We start from the raw sequence: 16,669 nt of genomic DNA, 5'->3' as shown, positions 1-16,669 counted from the left end.
ATGAGCGTGGTGCTAAATCGGCTGGGCGTAAACGATGAGCTGAGCGCCCGCAGTGTCGACTTCGTACGTCTTGGTCCCCTGCTTCCGCATCGCGGTGACGTACAACGTGACGGTTTGATTCGGCTGGACCACGCCGAATTTCGATGTCGGGGTGAGCGGGCTTTCGAAATGCGGACCGATCAGCAACCAGTCCCAGCTGTAAATGTCGTAACCGGCGCCGTAGCCGACCAGATCGCCGTTCCTGTTGTCCCCGATCCGGACCTCGACATCGCATCGGGTGCCGTTACTCGCTCTGACTTGAATGGACCCGACAACTTGCGGTCGCCAGGCCACCGGCTGAGCCGGAATGGTGATCGCCGCTATGGTTTTCGGATCGTTCAGATTGGCTCCGCCGCTGAACTGACCCGATGAAATCGCCCAGGGTCCGGCAGACCGCGGGCACGGCATCGGGACAAACTTCGACACCGAGGTGTCCCAGCCCAGGACGTAATCCTGGCCGAGTTGACGGTCGGCATCGATCCGCACATCCGCGGCGTCCTGCAACCGCCCCGGGCGGCCCGGGTCACCGACATCGCCGGTAATCCCGCGCGGGAAAGTGATCTCGAGCTGCTGTCCCGGCGCTTCGCCGAGAATCCTTGCCGCAGCGGCGGATCCGGTAGGCCCGGCCACCGCGGTTCCGATCAGGGTATTGACCGGGCCTGGACGGCCCGCCCTGCCGAAGGCATTCGAGAACGCGACGAATTCCGCACCGTTCCACAGATAGATGGCATTCTCCGCGACGACCCGCCAGGCCTTGCCCGCGTCCGCGCGGGTCGGTTTCAGCGCGCGGAGGGCGGTGAAATCCGCGACATCGCCCTGCCATTGCCACGGCCAGGCCGGATCGCCCTCGGGACCGGGCGGGCCCACCGGACCGTCGCGCAGTTCGATCACCGCCTCGCGATCGACGAGTTCGACGGGGTTGACCGTGTACGGCAGGCCGATGGAATCGGAGACGCCCCGCATCGTGATCGTGATGTCGTCGTCGAAGACGATGTTTTGTTGGTCGGCCATCTGGTTCTCCGCCCTCACGATGTGGTGATCGGTCTTGCCCAGCAGATGATTTGGGCGTTGGACTGGTAGTAGATCCATGTCGATGTGCCCTTCCGGCGCAGCACGACGTAAAGGGTGGTCGCCTGTCCAGCCGGCACGACACCGACGGTGCTGTCGGGTGTCATCGACCGGACGCCGTAGTAGGGCTGCAGGTAGCCGATTCCGTCGACTCCCATCGGGAAACCCGCGCCGAGTGCGACGATCTGCCCGGTGGGCGAGCCGAGGCGTACCTCGGTATCTACTCGAGTCACGGACGTGATTTCGTGGGGTTCCGTGGTCGACGTGACCACACCCCCGCCGAGAACCGGCCGCCAATCGGTGTCCTGCGCGGGAATCTTCAACTGCGCGACCGTCATCGAATCGACGTTGATATCTCGCTTGCCGGGGGCGAAGCCGGGGCCGTCGTCCCACGCACGCGCCTCCACGAGCGACCACGGCCCACGAAGACCCGGATAGGGTTGCAGCTTCCACTTCTGAGCGGTCTCGCTCCATATGGGCACCGCACGGTCCACCAGCGGCCCGTCGAGATAATCTGACGCCTCCCGGATCGGTCCGGGGCCGCCGGGATCGCCCTTACGCCCCTTGATGCCCCGGGGTACGACCAGATTCAGCACCAGATTCGGTGCCGTGCCGGTCAGGGTGACCCGTAGATCCGACCCGACGGGTCCGGTGTCGACGGTGCCGATGGTGATCGAACACGGCTTTCCGTCGGGTCCAGGCGCGCCGAAGGCGTCGGTGAAGGTCTCGAAACCGGAACCGTTCCAATACATCAACGTGTCGGTGGACTTCACGCGCCAGGCGCGTCCCGCGTGCACGGTGCCGAGTCGGGTCGCCAACGCGGCCAGTGCCACCGGATCGGAGATATCGCCTTCCCACCGGAAGGTGGCCGCCTGTTCGCCCTGTGCCCCAACGGGTCCGGGTGTGCCCGTGATCAATTCGAAAGAGCCGTCCCGAGGTGTGCCGTGCATCGACTGTACGAGTCCGGGCGCACCGACCCCTTCATCGATGCCACGCAGCTTCGTGGCTCGGAAGTATTCGCCTACGGTAGACATGTCACCTCGTTCAGATGGGCTGGGCGTAGACGACCAGCGAAGTCTGCTCACGCCTGAAACCGATCGCGCCGCCGTTGTTCTCGGTCCTGGCCAGGCTCACCACCAGGCTCGCCGGCTGTCCCGCGGGTACCTTGGCGAATCCCGAGGCGGGCGACAGCGTCTGCGCGACTTGGCCGTCGCGATACCACGGCAGCAGCGGGAGCAGCAGGTACAGACCCGCCGAGGTTCGGGTTCCGGCCAGCACGGCACCATCGGTGCTGTTCAGGCACACGGTCGTCGCGACATGGGAAACCTTGCTCTCCCTGGGCACGCCACCGGCATTGACATGGCCTTGCACGATCGGTCGCCAGGCGAACGGCTGGGCCGGCACCGTAAAGGTTCCGACTGTCAGCAGCGCGGTGTCGACTTCCTGATCGGCGGCGAAATCCTCCTGGGACCACGACCACGGGCCGATACCGAGCGGTGGCGGCAGCGGACGGAACATCTGATTGGCCCGGTTGAATGCGAATACCGAGCCCCTCGTCGGGCCGGTCGCCTTGTGCAGCGCGTCGGCAATGGTTCCCGACGCGCCGGCCGGCCCCTTCGGCCCCTGCAGACCCGCCGGCGCGGTCGTGATCATCTGCTGGCTCGGTCCCGAGCCGCTGAGCCGCACCGCGGGAACGGTGAGATTCTCCTCGTGTTTGGTCGGGGCCGCGGTAATGGTGTTCGGCGGTGCGACCGGTCCCTGTGGTCCGACCACCTGTGGCGAATGCACCCACGCCGCGCCGTCCCAGCAGTCCATGCCGTTGTCGTCGAGCCGGTGCCACCATTTGCCGCGATCGTCGGGACCGAGACCGGCGGGTCGGGCCGCGGCGTTCTCGATCGCGCCCATTTTTCGGAACGTGGTGCGGGGCTGACCCTTTCGACCCTGGGGTCCCGGCGCACCGGCAGGAAGCTTCATCCCAGCGACGTCGCCGTCGACGTCAACGTCCGCGGTCACAATCGGCAGCCCGTCGGCGTCGAGCTCGCGACGCACGGTGATATGGGCCGGAAAACTGATGTCGGCCAATGTTTTCTCCTCACGAAACGAGGTCAGAAGATGAGCAGGTCGAGGTCCGCGCCGACATCGGTGGCCAGATCCTTGACCGCCGCCGCGACGCGCCCGAGCCGCTGCCACGCCTTGACGATCGAATCCTCTTCGTCCGAACCGTCGCCGACGACGATCTGCCACCTCGCGGCGGTTTCGCGGTCGTCGGTGAAGGTCAACTCGGTGACGTAATCGGTGAAAATCTTGTCGTCGAGTGCGAAACCGATCTGATCGCCCAGCTGGAAGTCCCTGCCGAGCACGTAGGGAGCGTTGTCCTCCACGGTGACCCGTTTGCTGGTGTAGCCGCGGGTCAGGTGCAGACCCTGCCGGGCTGCGACGAGGCCATCCAGATTGAATGCCTTGTCGCTGCCGGAGATGTACAACTCGCGGAATGCGTAAGGGCCCGCGCGTCGCACGCGCTCGGCGTTCCGGTAGACCATCCACGCCAGAAACACGTCGTTGAGCTGACCTCGATACAGCCAGTCCAGGCCGATGAGCGAGAGCAGGCCCTTCAACACCATTTCGATACCGGCGTTGACCCAGCCCGGGGAACGACCGCCGACGATGATGTCGGTGGCCGTCGGCTTATGCAGCGCGATTTCCGAACGGCCGATACCGGAGTACTCGCCCTCGAAGTACCACACCCAGGGGAAGGCCTTGAACGTCCCGTTCTTCCCCGGCTGCCCGTACACCGCCTCGTAATCGGTGGTCGAGTTGAGATTGGGATAGCGCACTGGCGTGGTGCCGTCGTCGCTGAATTCCTCTATCCAGGACTGGATTCCGTCCAGCAGCGTGCCGCTGGAACCGGTGACGCCCGACTTGTCGACCGCCTCCAACACCACGGTGGGCCGGTCCAGGTAAAACCAGTCCGGCGCGGGCTGCTCGTCCTCGCCCGGCAGGAAGAACTTGGCCGTCAGCATGACGCCGGAGTCCTCGAGCATAGGTGCGAACAGCTTGTCCGCCATGTCGAATCGCGCCGAGGCCGCACTCCACCTACTGGTGTCGCGCAGGGGGTCCACCGGAACCACGGCGATGGGGAACAGGGAATTACCGCCCTGCAGGCGCAGCAGATTGGCCGTCAAATAGTTGGTGACGATCGTGCGCACCGGTCCGAATTGGATCATGTGCCGCGGGAACTGCGCCAGGATGGGTGCGAAAGGGTTTGCCCAGCAACAGATCGTGGCGATGTGGTTCCAGCAGTGGATGGCCTCGATATCGACCGTCTCCACACCCTGCTCGTCCCTGACGATGGACGCCTTGGTGATGTAACCATCCCAGCGAAAACCTTTGGTGTTCACCGTGATCGGGATGGTCGCGTCTTCTTTGTCGTCGTTGTCGAACAGGTGGTCGAAATGAACCATGTCGCGCGGGCAGACCATCTTCAGACCGCCCGCGGCGTTGCGGGGATAGGTGAACTCCAGGGAGAGGTAATTGTGCTCCTCGCCCACCTCCCGCATATTCTTGTCCCAGTAGCGCACCAGCACCTCGGGATCGCGGAGCGCTTCGCGTTCGTCGCGGTACGCCCGGTCCATTCGATGTGCTTCGGCGTGTGGATCCCAGGTCGCGGTCATCAGAACGGCCTCGACGATCGCGGAGTAACCGACACGATCAGGCTCGATTGCAGCGTCCCGCCCTCCACCCGCACGGTGATATCGGTCGAGCTCCACGGCGGCAGCGCCGCGAGCCAGCGACGACCGGCCATCTGAGCCCACGGATTCTCGCCTTCGACCGCCGGGCTCAGGCGCGCGGTCCGGCGACGTGGATCGGTATCGATGCGCAACGTCTGGTGGGACTTCAACATCGGGGTCTGCACCATGCGGGTCAGGTCACCGGCGGTCGGGTCCAGAATCGACCAGCGCCCCGGGCCGTTCATGGTGTACCGCGGCCAGGCGGGCTGGTCCGCGGCATTTCGGGCACGAACGATGCCTTCGTTGCGGCCCACGGTGTTGGTCCAGACAGAGGTTTCCTCGAAGTGGTGCTCGAGCGGGTCCATGGCGACCGCGGACATCTTGTACATCACCAGCGCGTTGCGGGCCGGATCCACATCGCCGATCGGCTCCGGCGCGAGTTCCAACTGTGCGCGCTGGAACCGCCAACCCTGATGGCGGGTGAAGGTGCCGACCGTGACCGGGATATCCGTCGACCAACCCCGGAACCAGGCATCGTGCACGGCATAGAAGTCACGAACCGGGTCGGTCACACCGGCTTTCGCGGTTCCCGAGATGACCACGACGAAGTCCCACTCCTTCTTCGAGCGGACCGAGCGATGAAATGTCGCGCCATCCTGACGGGCGCCCTCCGAAACGAGCAGTTGCACGGGTGCGAACATGAATCCCGACTGTTTGGCCAGCCGCACCCCCTCACGACCGGCGTTGGCGCCGGAGATGTGCCATACCCGACCGTTGATGTCCCACACGACGACCTTGGTGTCGCGGGTTTCGAGTAGTTGCCTGGTCACCGACCGAGCCCTCCTCCGCGTTGCTGCGCCAATGTGCGGCGCCGATGCACCCGCTCCACCGCTATCGCGGCGCTCTTCGGGTCCATTCCGTTGAAGTTGTAGATGTCGCCCCGTGCGGTATGTCCGCCCGGGCCGTTGGCCAGATCGACCAAGCCGAAACCGCTGCCGATCACTTCCTTCGCGGTTTGGCCGGCATAGCTGACAACCTGCTCGACCGGTTTCAGCACGGTCTCCGCGGCCATGGAACCGAGCGTCGAGCCCAACAGCCCACCGACAATCGGTGCCAGCGGTGCGGCCGGGCCCAAAGCAGGCGCGATCGCGGTACCGATCGCGGTACCGAGCTGCCCACCGGCCGCCGAAGCCGTGCCACTGACCGCGCCTTTGATTCCGCCGATGAGGCCGCCCTGCATGGCGCCGGACACGGCGCCCTGAATTCCGGCCATGGCCAAGCCGTTCTGATCGAAGCCCTGCCAACCGCCTGATCCGGAGGCGGCGGGTTGCTGGGGTGTCGCACCGGCGCCACCGAGCAACGCTCCACCCACTTCGCCCAAGTGCGCACCAAGGTCTGGGAAGGACGGTCCGAGGGCCGGGGCAAGCGCATCGCCGAACAGGGACGCGCGGGGTCCCGGTACCCCCATCGGAGCTCGTGCCAAGCCGGGTGGATCGCCGACCGGCTTACGGGGATTCATCCTGAACGTATCCAGGAAGCCACGTAACGAGAGGTCCTCTCCGAGTGCCGGGGGTGGGCTCGGCCTGCCACGGCGAACATGCGCCCGCATCCGGGCGGGTTCTCCGGGCAGACTGGGGACCGACCCGCCGGGCAGACCGGCGGACGGAGCGAAATAGCTTCCACGACCCGATGCCAGTGCCGCGGAGGAACTTGGGAAATACCCTCGGCTTCCTTCCGGATCGGATGCGAAAGCGCGGACCGATCGGGCCGAGGAGGGGTGGGCGCCACCGGGTGCGGTGGCCGGACCCAGTGCCCCGAGGGCGGGGCCGATGGCCGAACCCAACGCCGCTCCCATGCGCGCACCGGCCTCGCCCGCGGCAGCGATCATTCCGGTGCTCAATGCACTCGCCAGCGAGTTCAGCTGGCCGAACAACTCCCCTTGGTCGAGCGAAAGACCCGAAGCGGGAAGCAGTCCGACGAGATCCGTCAGCGTCCGCATGGCCGGATCTCCGGCGAGGAAGGAGGGGCCGTCGAGCAAATTGGCAAGATCGGACATGGTCTGCCCGAGCCCGGCCCCTTGGATCAACTCTCCAAAATTCGATTCATAGTCCTGCCATGGTGGAGGGCTCAGCATTTCTTTTCGAAAAACCATGCTCAATCTCTTTCATTCCATCGACCTTCGGACCCTCCGACGCCGCGATCTGCGGAGCCGCACACCGTCACGTCCAGCCGAGGAAGTCGTTCATCTCCTCCTGGCTTGCCGCCGTACCGATGCGCTCGGTCGCGGCTTTCACCCCGGGCCGAGGGATGGGGTCGGGCCGGTTCCGGCCATATCTGGCGTCGGGTGTCTTCGCCCAGACGAGCCAACGCAACGAATCAGCCATATCGGCCAGCAACATCGGACAGAGCTGCCATCTGTGTTCTTCGGGATATCTGGCTCGGGCGGTGGCGGAGTCGGGTGACGAGCAAGTGACGACCACCTTGAGATCACGCCAGTTCAGCTGCTCCGTACCCAGTTGACGCAGCCTCAGACCGAGGCCGATGAGGTCGTATTCGATGGCCTCGCTGTGCTCTTCGATCAGAGCCGCGAGGCTCAGGATTCCCCCAGGTCCACTCCCGAATGCGTCCGCCATTCGTTCATGAGCTGTTGAAAATCGCCCGGATCCATGTCGTCGACCGCGGCAAGCGCGGCCGGGTCCAGGGTCAGCTCCAGCAGCGTGCAGATCGCGTCGGTATCGCTCAATCGCCGGATTCGGCGGATCAGCCCGGGCTTCAGATATGCCAGCGACGGCAGTCTGATCTCGATTCCGCTCACCCTCCGGACAAAATCGTCCTTCACGAGTGTGGGCTCGTATTCGAGCGAGGGGGCCTTCGGTGAAGTCATTGGGGCGCAGACCCTTTCGTACAGATGAAGATGCGCAGGCGTTAATGGGAGAGGCCCAGCGGCGGCGGGCGGGCCTGCGCGTAGGTTGAAATCCGCCGCCGCTGGGGGCTTATCAGGCGGTGGCGTAGAGGCCGTCGTCCAGGTAGCGGTACGCCTTCACGCCGGAATCGTCCTTGAACGCCTCGATGGTGATGTTGAAGCCCGCCAACTCCTTCGACACGAACTTCTTCTCGGTCACCTGAGAGATCTTGGCGTTGGGCAGTACGATACGCAGCTTCCTGTTCTCGTTCTTCATATCGAAGACCCACGAACGAGACGGCAGCACGGCGCCGTTTTCGGTAACCCGAATCAGATTGCCGGAGGTGGTGGTGGGCTTGCCCGGAACCGTCACGTTCTCCGGGCCGAACACCTCGGCAAGAACGTCCTGATCCCACACCGCGTACAGCGTGAGCCCGAACCGCACCGAATGCTCGGTCTGCAGCTGGGCGATGATATCGGCGTTCCAGTCCTTGACGGACTCGACGCGGCGTTCGCCCTTGGACTCGATGCCATCCTCGGAGACATAACCGAGAGGCTTGAACTTGTCGTTGACGGCGTCGCTCACCGTGGTCGGCAGCGGAGTGCCGAGCGGTGCAACCAGCACACCGCCCGTCACCGAAACCGGAGTGCCGGCACCGATCAGCTTGCTGAACTGCTTGGCCATAGCCATTCCCTTCGGGATTGTTGCGCAGGCCCGTTGGGATGAGGTGTATTCAGTTGTGTTCTCCCGCAGGGGAGTTACGCGAGTACGGTGCCTCGCACGTATAGGTCGGTGGTGACGAGATACCGCGGGGCGGCCGTCACCGAGTCGGTGCTGTTCTCGACACCGACATCCTCGATGTAGTCGCACCAGACCTGGCCGATATAGCCGGGAGCGGCAGCGGCAAGGATGGTACGAACCTTCCCCGCCAGTTCCGCGGCTGCACCGGAATCGTCATAGCATTCGAAGACCACGCGGGGACGGTCGACGATCCGCTCCGGCCCACGCAGCCCTTCAAAATCTTCCCTGTCGCTTCGCAGCTTCCGATCGTTGCGAGCTACGCGGACAACCCGCGGTGGCCGCGATTCAGGCATTCTCACAACCACCTTCGCGGGCTCCGCGAGCGCGGCAAACTGCGTCAACAGGTAGTCGGTCAGAGCCTTCTCGATATCCGGGTACGTGATCTTTTCAGACATATTCACCCCCTTTCACACAATCGGAGCGATACCCCCGCAAAAGTTTGGTGTCAACTTTTCAAAAAAATACTATTATTATCCAAAATCATCTACACCCTGCAACTCTCTCACATGCCTCGGCAAACCAATCAACCACCGTACGCCCCCGAACAATAATCTCACCCCCTTCGAGCAGCGTCAAAATTTGCGGATTGGACTCCCCGAGGCTGGCACCGTCAATCACGACACACGCTTCACCTTGATAGGTAGTCAGCACAAGCATATGATCTGCATCAACTAGCACATCTTGATCAGGGGGCAATTCTCGATAGAATTCCAGTGCCAAATCTTTTGCTTCATAATAATCTCCGCTGACGCCGAAATAATCGATCGCGCCAAAAAAGGGGCCTTCGTTCTTGCCGATCAAACGAAGCACCTCACGGAAGGCGACAGGCACATTGGGAACATTCTGGGCAGCAGCCATCCGATCGATTTCTTCATCGCTGGCTCCGACCACCCTGCTCAAGTCCATGTCGTTACGTTCAACCTCTTCGAACAGATGCCGAATTATATTTGCAATGTTGCCGCCACCGTCGGCCGCCATCTTCCTATCCCATCCATTCCGCTGCTCACTCTGGCGTGATAATTCTACCGTACATGTCACGAATTTCCACACTAATGCCTGGAAATTCGTGACGGAACTGATTCAAGACACCTCGACACGAATCGCATACGATCTCAGTCGCCAGCTTGCTATCTCCCGACGGCAGGTCGACGACCATTCGCAACTTGCCCGACGCTCCGGGTTTGAGCTGACTACGCAGGGTCTCCAGGATCTTCAGCTCGGCGTCGGCGTTACGAGGGATTTCACCGACCGTAAAGTGTTCGTAGCGGTTTGGATTATCGACCGGCTCACGAGCTTCATCGGGGAATGGTTTCCGTTCCCGCTTTACCGTTTTCTCTTTCGCGCTGGACGCTCGGAGGTTGATCTTACTTCCATCAGCCGCTTCGAATTCTCCTGACGCGAGAGTCCGAGTGTGCGAGATATTAGGGGAGCTGTCGTGCATCCGTTGAATGTCTGAACGGAGATCATCAAATCCGTCGCCAGACGGTTTCCATTCGGGCGATCGACGTGTGTAGTCGACCTTCTCTCCCGCTTCCTTTTTCCTCTTCCATTCATCGAGTCTTCTCTGGCGTTCTTCGGCGGCTTCTTTCCACTGCCGTTCGGCCGCTTCCCTCTGCGCCTCAGCCGCTGCCTTTTCAGCTCTCTTCGCTTCCTCGGCAGCCTTCTTTTTTCCTCCGCCGAATATTCCAGCCACCATCTCGCCGGCTTTGTTCCAGGCCGACGTGACGCCGTCGACCACCGCCTTGGCGGCATCAACGGCCTTCTTGGCAGCGGCGGCAGCGGCGTCGGCTATCGCTTTCTTCACCGCTCCGCTCTCGAGGAGCATTTTGCCCAGTTTGAGCAGGGCCTTCGCTCCGACCTTGGCGATGGTGCCGATCAAGAACAAGTCGCTGATTGCCATGATGGTGTTGAAGATTCCCCAGACCCACCGGCCGTTTTGGAAATCGTCGATTGCGGCTCGGCCGGAGCCCCATCCTGGGATCAAGCTTTCGAGGAATCCTGGTTGGCCGATGCCGCGTTCTTCCTGTGGTTCTTCTGGCTTCGGTTGGGGTTCTTCGGGTTCCGGTTCGGGTGGCAGCTCGGCGGGCTGATTCGGCTGGGGGGCCGGGTCGGATTCCGCTGGTGCGGCGGGGTCGGCGGGGGCCGGGTCCTCGTTCTCGGGCGCGTCGGTCGGCGGAGCGGGGTTCGGCTCCTGGTTCGCGTCTTCGGGGTCGGCGGGCGTGGGGGCGGTGGTGTTGGGGCGCGGACCCTCGTTGCCGCCCTGACTCGGAACCGGTGTCGACCCTCCGCCGTTGCCCGTCGTGGAGGGACTCGGCTGGGATCCGGCGTCGCTGTGATCCTGCGCCGGTTTGTTTTCGGCTCGGGCGTCGTCCTGAGTGCCGGGGACGGGTTCCGGATAGCCGAAGCCGGTGATGTTGCCGTTCTCGTCCCGGAAGATGTGTACTTCCCGGCCGTCTTCCCACCGTGGGTGGTCGTTTTCCCAGATGACATAGTGGCCAGGAGGATTGATGACCCAGCGCTGAGCGGGTGGAGGGGTGCTGCCGTTTTGGCCGCCGCCACCCGACTGGCCCGGCGTGTTGCGGTTGTTCCCGCCCGGAGAGGTGCCGCCACCGCCACCGCCACCGCCACCGCCACCACGCATAGTGTTGTGGTTCGGTTCATATTGAAGCGGTGCTCTTTGGGTGCCGTTGTCCCACGTTTCTTGCGGGACCACCTGAGTTCCTTCCGGAATGCTCGGCGGGCTCACCGGCATCGGAGCAGATGGCGTGCTCGGCGGAATAACTCTGGCTATCGGGTCCAGGCCCGAAGCTTCGATCGCGATCGACTGCGCTGTGGCCACCATGTCGCGGGAGGACAAAACGCGTTCCAGTCTTCGGCTTGCACCGGCCGGAGTCATGTCGTAGAAGGTGTAGACACGACGTTCGTTCGCCGTACCCGTAGCGCCTTCTCGAGCGGGCGTCGGACCGGTAGCCATTCGCTGGAATTGGGCCATCCGATCCACCCAGAATGGGGAAAGAAACGGGCCCGATCTCGGAGGTTTTCGATTTGAATCAGACACGACGTAACCTTGAAATAGTTGGGCGCCAACGAGATCGGGCAAACGGTTGGAGCTACCGCATCAGGAATTACTGATTCTCGTTTGGCTGCTCGTTTCGGGCGCGCTCGATCCGTTGACGCAGCTGATCGACCACGCCCGCATATGCCTCGGTCTTCGTGGCCGCATCGAACGACAACCCCCGCGGATGCACGGCTACCCAACGGCCGTCGTCGGTCTGGGTGACCTGGATGTCCTCCATGTCGTAGAAGGCGTCCGGATCGGGGGAGGGCCAATCGCCGTTCTCGTCCTTGGTGACATGCAGCCCGGTGTCGAAAGCGCCGGGAGGGCCGCCGGGCGTTGCCACCCAGCGGATCTGCTCGAGTTCGGGATGTATTCGGACGCCTCGTTTGAAGAGGTACTCCGCGACTCGCGTGGCCTGTTTGAGGCCGGTTACCGTGGGCTCGGCGGTCTTCGGAGAGTTGGGGGCCTGCCACTCAGGAAGGTGGATTGCCGACAGTTCCTCCGCCAACGCTTTGATCTGGGGGTCGATGGCGTCCAGTTCCGGTGCGGGGGGCAGTTTTCCGGTCAAGGCCTGTTGGATGAAGGCCAGGAACTCGGGAGTAACCATTTGGCCGCTATCGGTTTTCACGTAGTTCGTGGGGGCTCGGTGGTCGCCGAAAGTGACCGATTCGATGATTTCCCTGTCGGACATGATGTGCGGGTTCGTCTCCAGAAAGAGCTGGGTCGGCTGTGCGGGGGACCGCAAGAATCACGGCTTCCAGGTCGGATCGTCCTTCTGCAGGGCCGCCACCAGGTCGCCCGCGAACCCGCGGTTCGCGTAGGGAGAAGATTGACGGTCCCCGAACAGCATTCGCTGTGTCGGGGTCATGGCTTCGGTGTACCGCTCGACAACGGGACCGGCTTTGTAGAGGTCGGCGGCGAACTTCTTGGTGTTGACGTCGGTCGGGGTACCGGTCGCATCGCCGCGGACGTCCGCATCGATTGCGAACTGGAGCAGCTGGAACTGATGCCTCAGCTCTTGTGACAGCGCGGAACCGGGATAGCTCTCCCACCTGAGCTTTCCGGCCAAGACCGTCCGGACCTCGTCGTAGAACGCCTTGGTATTCGCCAGTTTGTCGGACATAGTGGTCTCCTTCTTCGGTTCTTACTCGTAGGTGCGTGGCCAGCCGGTGCCGTGGTCCTGCTCGACCTCGGCCATCAATTCCCGGGACATATGCAATTCCGGAATCCGCCCCTGCTGCGCGGCCTCTATCACGCCTCGCAGCACGCCGAGTGCCTCCCGGAAAAGTCCCGTCACGCGGTTCAATTCGCGGATCGATGCCTCCTGGGCTGCCTCCACCGCGTCCAGGCGCTGGGTGACTACGCGGAGTTCTTCCGACACCCGGGCCAGGGTGGCCAGGGCCATGTCGTTGACGTCCTTGGCGGCGGTGACCTCGTGGCGGAGTTGGGTTATCGGGATTCGTTTGCGGTCGCGCAGCCAGGAGAAGAAGGCGGTGGCGCCCGAGCCGCCGACGAAGGTGGCGGCGGCCAGGGCGGCGGTTTCGGCCAGGGGCATCACGCGGCTCCGCGGGGGTGCTGGATGGCTTCGATCAGTTCGGCGCCCGCGTCTACCGCGGCTTCGATGAGGGGCTCGTTCTTGACCAGCCAGACGTTGACGCTGCGCAGGACCTCCAGGGCCGTGAGGGCCGCGGCGCCGAAACCGGCCAGTTCGGCGGGGGCGTAGTGGAACAGGAGGGCCGTCGCGGCCAGGACGTTGATCAGTCCGCCGACCGCGGAGATCACCGTCTTGGCGTTGCGGGACACCAACTCGCCCGCGCTCATTCGGTGGCTCCCGGGGTGCCAGTGCGGAGTTCACTCGACAGCTGGGCCATGGCGTCCACCAGGGTGAGGTGCTGGCCCGCCGCGTTGCGGCCGAGTTGCGGCCAGCCCTGACCGCCGGGGCCGAGCAGTTGGTCCCAGATCTCGTTGACCTTGTGGTAGAGGTCGGCTTGCTGCGCTTCGGTCAGCGCCATGAGAGCTCCTTCGGTAGGTGGTGTGGACAGCCCGAGCAGGCGGCGCAGGTCGTCGAGGCCGCCGCGGAACGCGTCGGCGTCGATGTGATGCCCGGCCACCAGGGCGCGGTCGGTGAACTGCAGAAGGTCGACGGCCTTGCCGCCGAAGCCGTTCCAGAAACGCGAATCGTCGCCCGGATAGAGCTCGGACGCGTAACCGGTGCCGTAGACGTAGCTGGACTGGATCAGGCCGGGCACCCGCGACAGATCGGGACTGCCGATTCGCTGCCAGTACCAGCGCGGGATATAGGACAGGTTGAGCTGTCGGCCGCGGGCGTTCAGCGCGTGGACGAAGGCCCAGAAGGTCGACAGATCGCCGGAGTTCTCCTCGAAGTCGAGCATCGACGGCGCGTCGCCGAGGTGTTCGAGGAACAGGTCCACCTGGGCGTCGATATCGCAGTCGGCGCGCAGATAGTGGTAGCCCGCCAGCAGCAGCCCGTTGGCGCGCGCAGCGTCGCGATAGCTCGGCCAGGTGTAGTCGATGAAGTAGTCGCCCTCGGTGACCTTCGCGAAGACGAACGAAAAGCCTTCGCGGGCAACCTGAGCCAGGTCAATATCGGGGCCGTTGTTGTTGGAGATGTCGATGCCGAAAATGGTCACGGGGGCTTCCTGAGGTCGGGCACCGCGCGGTCAGCCGTGCGCGTCGAGGATCGCGGCGAGGCGGGCGCAGTAGCCGTTGTCGATGTATGCGGTGGTATGCGTGCCCGCGAGGAGGTAGCCCTCTATCAGCGCGGCGGCGCGGGACCACTGGTCCCAGGCGTGCATGGGATGTCGCCACCATTCGATTCGGTTGGGCTGCCAGCGGTTTCGGCGTAGGCGATCGGCCAGATCGAGCGACCATCCACCCAGTTCCGCGAAGCCGAACGCCGAGACCGCGTCGGCCAGGTTGCGCAGTGGCGAATCGGCGGGGCAGGAGGTGATCGGATCGAGCGGGCAGGCCACCTCCCAGGTGAAGATGTCGCCTGGCCATTCGCCGCGCTGCCCGTTGATGCCGAAGCCGGTGGGGCTCGGGTCGATCGAATCACCCTCGCGGCGTAGCGGGTTGGCGATGGTGGCCGACCACACCAGCTCGCAGTCGGGGAATTCGCCGCGGGCCTTGGCCTCCAGGAAACGGGTCAGCACCTGCGCGCCGAGGCTGTAGCCGAGCAGGCCCACCTTGGTGGGTGCGCGGCGGATCGCCGCCGCGAGCGCGACGACGCCCACCTCGACCGACTGTCGTTCCGAGCAGCCGCCGAGGTCCCGGCGCGGATTGATCGGTCCGACGCTCGCGGGGTAATCGACATCGGGTCCGAGGACGTATTTGTCCGGGTCCAGTCGCCGCGTCACCGCGGTCAGCAGATTGGTGGAAGCACCCAGCGGTTCCCCGGTGCCGCGGCAGGTGAGGACGGTGATCACAGGGCCTCTCTTCGGTCACAGGGCGAGGATTCGCTGGAGTACCGGCACGACGATGTGGGCGACCTTGCAGGCCAGCTCGATCAGGTCGAGGGCGAGGGTGAGCATCTGTTCACCTCCTTTCGGCAGGGGCGGCCCCACCCGCGTGAACGGGGTGCGGGTGGGGCCGCGGGCGCCCCGGCTTCCGTTGGCCTGCAACCGCTTTCGAGGGGTGACGAGATGCGGGAGGCACGGCCGGGCGGGGCGGGCTGACGGGTCTGTGCGCCCTACCCCCGGCCGCTCGGCCGGGGGTAGGGCAATGGCGCCTCCGCCGCTCTACACCGTCTAGCGACCGCTGGCTCTGGGGAGACGGGACACGGGGAGGCGGGTTTGCGGCGCGCTCGACCCGGCCCGATACACAAGGGGGCTAAGGGATTTCGTCGGGGGCGTGCCGCAGCTCGGGGGCTGTGCTCGGGATTGGTGCGCGGAAGATGTTGTGGCGGAGGAGATCCGAGTTGATTTCCGGATCGTGGGCACAACTGTGGCGCTGCACATAGCTTCACGTAAGCGAATCGATTTGTCAAACTTTCTGCCGAAAAGGCTGGTGAGCAACGGTTTTCGCGATCAGTAGCGGCGCGACGAATCGGGCACGATATGGCGCGCGGCGATCAAGACCTCGAAGGCGGCGCACTTGTGGGCGCAGGAATCGACGGTGCATTCGCGGTGGACGCGCATCAGCTCGTGCGCGCGATCGACGGTCGGGGGCATGTTCGGCGCCGCGTGTGCGACCAGGTCGAAGAGTTGGGTGAGGGTGTAGTGCACGGGATTGCTCCGGATACGAATCAGGCCGCCGAGTTCCGGAGAACTCGTCGGCCTGTGGATGTGAACGTGGGGACGCGGAGGAAGTCGCGGCGGCCGGATCATCCGGCGCGGCGCACTTCGATTCCGACCGTGGGTTGTTTACTCGCCGACTCCGTGGTGGCTGTTCGGCGGCACCGTAGCGGATGGACGAGATGGGCGTCCAGGACGTCCCCGACCACGTACTGGTCGGGCCAGTCGGGAGCCCATGGACCGGGCACCGGTGCGATTCGGCCCGCGTCGCGCAGGGTCTGAATGCGCCGGACGGTGAGGCCCCGATACTGCTCGCCCAATTCCTTTGCCAGCATGGCGATTCCGGAGGCATTGAGCCTGCTCCGGCGGGCCAGGGCCAGTTTGGTGGTGTCCAGTTCGATGACGGTCGCGGGCGGGCAGACGATTCTGGTCGCGGCCGTGACGACCATCCGAAATTCGGCCGGTGCGGCTTCCACGCCCGGCGTCATGGCCAGCGCGATCAGATGCCGGTCCAGCCAGCGGGCCAGGCCGCCGGTCGTGGTCGGACCGGCGTAGACCAGGCCGCGATGCTCGCAGACGTGGCGCACCCAGGAGACGAGCGCGGCGTGCAGCCGATCCGCGGCCGCGGCGGCCGCGGGGTTGTACGGCAGCGGCTGGGCGCCGGAGTGGTGTTGCCACCGCCGTTCGCGGTGGCCGAGCCGGGCCTGCCGGGTGGTGGCGTCCAGCAGATCCATTGCCAGATCCGGGATTTCGCGCAGCAGGGCGACGAGTTCGCGGACCGCGGCGCGGTCGATGTACAACCGGTCGCTCACCGTGACA

Annotated in this window: 20 protein-coding genes; all 20 read right to left on the bottom strand. The window is 64.5% G+C overall.

All coding sequences use genetic code 11. From position 1 onward, the window contains the following. Window positions 1-12: 12 nt before the first annotated feature. Window positions 13-1,050 (bottom strand): hypothetical protein, encoded by a 1,038-nt coding sequence (locus NDR87_RS27720; RefSeq protein ID WP_251916235.1) that lies wholly within the window; start codon window positions 1,048-1,050, stop codon window positions 13-15. 14 nt (window positions 1,051-1,064) lie between these two features. Continuing rightward, window positions 1,065-2,141 (bottom strand): hypothetical protein, encoded by a 1,077-nt coding sequence (locus NDR87_RS27715; protein WP_251916234.1) that lies wholly within the window; start codon window positions 2,139-2,141, stop codon window positions 1,065-1,067. A gap of 10 nt (window positions 2,142-2,151) precedes the next feature. After that, complete coding sequence (locus NDR87_RS27710; RefSeq protein ID WP_251916232.1) at window positions 2,152-3,189, bottom strand: hypothetical protein; 1,038 nt, start codon at window positions 3,187-3,189, stop codon at window positions 2,152-2,154. 23 nt (window positions 3,190-3,212) lie between these two features. Beyond that, window positions 3,213-4,778 (bottom strand): phage tail protein, encoded by a 1,566-nt coding sequence (locus NDR87_RS27705; protein WP_251916230.1) that lies wholly within the window; start codon window positions 4,776-4,778, stop codon window positions 3,213-3,215. Beyond that, window positions 4,778-5,665: a phage tail protein gene (locus NDR87_RS27700; protein ID WP_251916228.1), complete on the bottom strand. Its 888-nt coding sequence runs from the start codon at window positions 5,663-5,665 to the stop codon at window positions 4,778-4,780. Before NDR87_RS27700 ends, NDR87_RS27705 begins: the two co-directional genes overlap by 1 nt. After that, window positions 5,662-6,993 carry a hypothetical protein gene (locus NDR87_RS27695; RefSeq protein WP_251916226.1) on the bottom strand — a complete coding sequence of 444 codons (1,332 nt, stop codon included), beginning with the start codon at window positions 6,991-6,993 and terminating at the stop codon, window positions 5,662-5,664. The genes NDR87_RS27700 and NDR87_RS27695 overlap by 4 nt, the downstream gene beginning before the upstream one ends. 61 nt (window positions 6,994-7,054) lie before the next feature. Next, a complete protein-coding gene (locus NDR87_RS27690; protein WP_251916224.1) occupies window positions 7,055-7,468 on the bottom strand; it encodes a DUF5361 domain-containing protein in 414 nt (137 codons plus the stop codon). Then, window positions 7,429-7,650, bottom strand: coding sequence for a hypothetical protein (locus NDR87_RS27685; RefSeq protein WP_251916223.1), 222 nt, complete (start codon window positions 7,648-7,650; stop codon window positions 7,429-7,431). Before NDR87_RS27685 ends, NDR87_RS27690 begins: the two co-directional genes overlap by 40 nt. Before the next feature lie 181 nt (window positions 7,651-7,831). Further along, window positions 7,832-8,422, bottom strand: coding sequence for a hypothetical protein (locus NDR87_RS27680; RefSeq protein WP_251916221.1), 591 nt, complete (start codon window positions 8,420-8,422; stop codon window positions 7,832-7,834). Between the two features lie 74 nt (window positions 8,423-8,496). Then, complete coding sequence (locus NDR87_RS27675) at window positions 8,497-8,934, bottom strand: hypothetical protein (protein ID WP_251916219.1); 438 nt, start codon at window positions 8,932-8,934, stop codon at window positions 8,497-8,499. Window positions 8,935-9,019: 85 nt separating this feature from the next. Next, window positions 9,020-9,517 carry a hypothetical protein gene (locus tag NDR87_RS27670; RefSeq protein ID WP_251916217.1) on the bottom strand — a complete coding sequence of 166 codons (498 nt, stop codon included), beginning with the start codon at window positions 9,515-9,517 and terminating at the stop codon, window positions 9,020-9,022. Between the two features lie 25 nt (window positions 9,518-9,542). Further along, window positions 9,543-11,531 carry a deaminase domain-containing protein gene (locus NDR87_RS27665; RefSeq protein ID WP_251916215.1) on the bottom strand — a complete coding sequence of 663 codons (1,989 nt, stop codon included), beginning with the start codon at window positions 11,529-11,531 and terminating at the stop codon, window positions 9,543-9,545. A 133-nt stretch (window positions 11,532-11,664) separates the two neighbouring features. Continuing rightward, on the bottom strand, window positions 11,665-12,204 hold the full coding sequence (locus NDR87_RS27660) for a hypothetical protein (RefSeq protein ID WP_251916214.1): 540 nt from the start codon (window positions 12,202-12,204) through the stop codon (window positions 11,665-11,667). A 141-nt stretch (window positions 12,205-12,345) separates the two neighbouring features. Next, window positions 12,346-12,720, bottom strand: a complete 375-nt coding sequence (locus NDR87_RS27655) for a hypothetical protein (protein ID WP_251916212.1) — start codon at window positions 12,718-12,720, stop codon at window positions 12,346-12,348. A 21-nt stretch (window positions 12,721-12,741) separates the two neighbouring features. Continuing rightward, window positions 12,742-13,152 (bottom strand): hypothetical protein, encoded by a 411-nt coding sequence (locus NDR87_RS27650; protein ID WP_251916209.1) that lies wholly within the window; start codon window positions 13,150-13,152, stop codon window positions 12,742-12,744. Next, on the bottom strand, window positions 13,152-13,418 hold the full coding sequence (locus NDR87_RS27645; RefSeq protein ID WP_251916207.1) for a hypothetical protein: 267 nt from the start codon (window positions 13,416-13,418) through the stop codon (window positions 13,152-13,154). The genes NDR87_RS27650 and NDR87_RS27645 overlap by 1 nt, the downstream gene beginning before the upstream one ends. After that, window positions 13,415-14,248, bottom strand: coding sequence for a glycoside hydrolase family 25 protein (locus NDR87_RS27640; protein ID WP_251916205.1), 834 nt, complete (start codon window positions 14,246-14,248; stop codon window positions 13,415-13,417). Before NDR87_RS27640 ends, NDR87_RS27645 begins: the two co-directional genes overlap by 4 nt. Window positions 14,249-14,278: 30 nt before the next feature. Further along, window positions 14,279-15,043 carry a PE-PPE domain-containing protein gene (locus NDR87_RS27635; protein ID WP_251916203.1) on the bottom strand — a complete coding sequence of 255 codons (765 nt, stop codon included), beginning with the start codon at window positions 15,041-15,043 and terminating at the stop codon, window positions 14,279-14,281. Window positions 15,044-15,643: 600 nt separating this feature from the next. Next, window positions 15,644-15,841, bottom strand: coding sequence for a hypothetical protein (locus tag NDR87_RS27630; protein ID WP_251916201.1), 198 nt, complete (start codon window positions 15,839-15,841; stop codon window positions 15,644-15,646). Between the two features lie 98 nt (window positions 15,842-15,939). Beyond that, window positions 15,940-16,662, bottom strand: a complete 723-nt coding sequence (locus NDR87_RS27625) for a hypothetical protein (RefSeq protein ID WP_251916200.1) — start codon at window positions 16,660-16,662, stop codon at window positions 15,940-15,942. Between the last annotated feature and the right edge of the window lie 7 nt (window positions 16,663-16,669).

It is taken from the genome of Nocardia sp. CDC159 (genome assembly GCF_023740735.1).
Lineage (GTDB): Bacteria > Actinomycetota > Actinomycetes > Mycobacteriales > Mycobacteriaceae > Nocardia > Nocardia pulmonis.
The sequence above is the reverse complement of the archived record's forward strand: the minus strand, read 5'-3'. Positions and strand labels throughout refer to the sequence as shown.

Excerpts from the sequence above, each read along its gene's own strand:
- NDR87_RS27720 (WP_251916235.1), bottom strand. The coding sequence starts at position 1,050 with ATGGCCGACCAACAAAACATCGTCTTCGACGACGACATCACGATCACG.
- NDR87_RS27715 (WP_251916234.1), bottom strand. The coding sequence starts at position 2,141 with ATGTCTACCGTAGGCGAATACTTCCGAGCCACGAAGCTGCGTGGCATC.
- NDR87_RS27705 (WP_251916230.1), bottom strand. The coding sequence starts at position 4,778 with ATGACCGCGACCTGGGATCCACACGCCGAAGCACATCGAATGGACCGG.
- NDR87_RS27690 (WP_251916224.1), bottom strand. The coding sequence starts at position 7,468 with ATGGCGGACGCATTCGGGAGTGGACCTGGGGGAATCCTGAGCCTCGCG.
- NDR87_RS27680 (WP_251916221.1), bottom strand. The coding sequence starts at position 8,422 with ATGGCCAAGCAGTTCAGCAAGCTGATCGGTGCCGGCACTCCGGTTTCG.
- NDR87_RS27675 (WP_251916219.1), bottom strand. The coding sequence starts at position 8,934 with ATGTCTGAAAAGATCACGTACCCGGATATCGAGAAGGCTCTGACCGAC.
- NDR87_RS27670 (WP_251916217.1), bottom strand. The coding sequence starts at position 9,517 with ATGGCGGCCGACGGTGGCGGCAACATTGCAAATATAATTCGGCATCTG.
- NDR87_RS27665 (WP_251916215.1), bottom strand. The coding sequence starts at position 11,531 with ATGGCCCAATTCCAGCGAATGGCTACCGGTCCGACGCCCGCTCGAGAA.
- NDR87_RS27660 (WP_251916214.1), bottom strand. The coding sequence starts at position 12,204 with ATGGTTACTCCCGAGTTCCTGGCCTTCATCCAACAGGCCTTGACCGGA.
- NDR87_RS27655 (WP_251916212.1), bottom strand. The coding sequence starts at position 12,720 with ATGTCCGACAAACTGGCGAATACCAAGGCGTTCTACGACGAGGTCCGG.
- NDR87_RS27650 (WP_251916209.1), bottom strand. The coding sequence starts at position 13,152 with ATGCCCCTGGCCGAAACCGCCGCCCTGGCCGCCGCCACCTTCGTCGGC.
- NDR87_RS27645 (WP_251916207.1), bottom strand. The coding sequence starts at position 13,418 with ATGAGCGCGGGCGAGTTGGTGTCCCGCAACGCCAAGACGGTGATCTCC.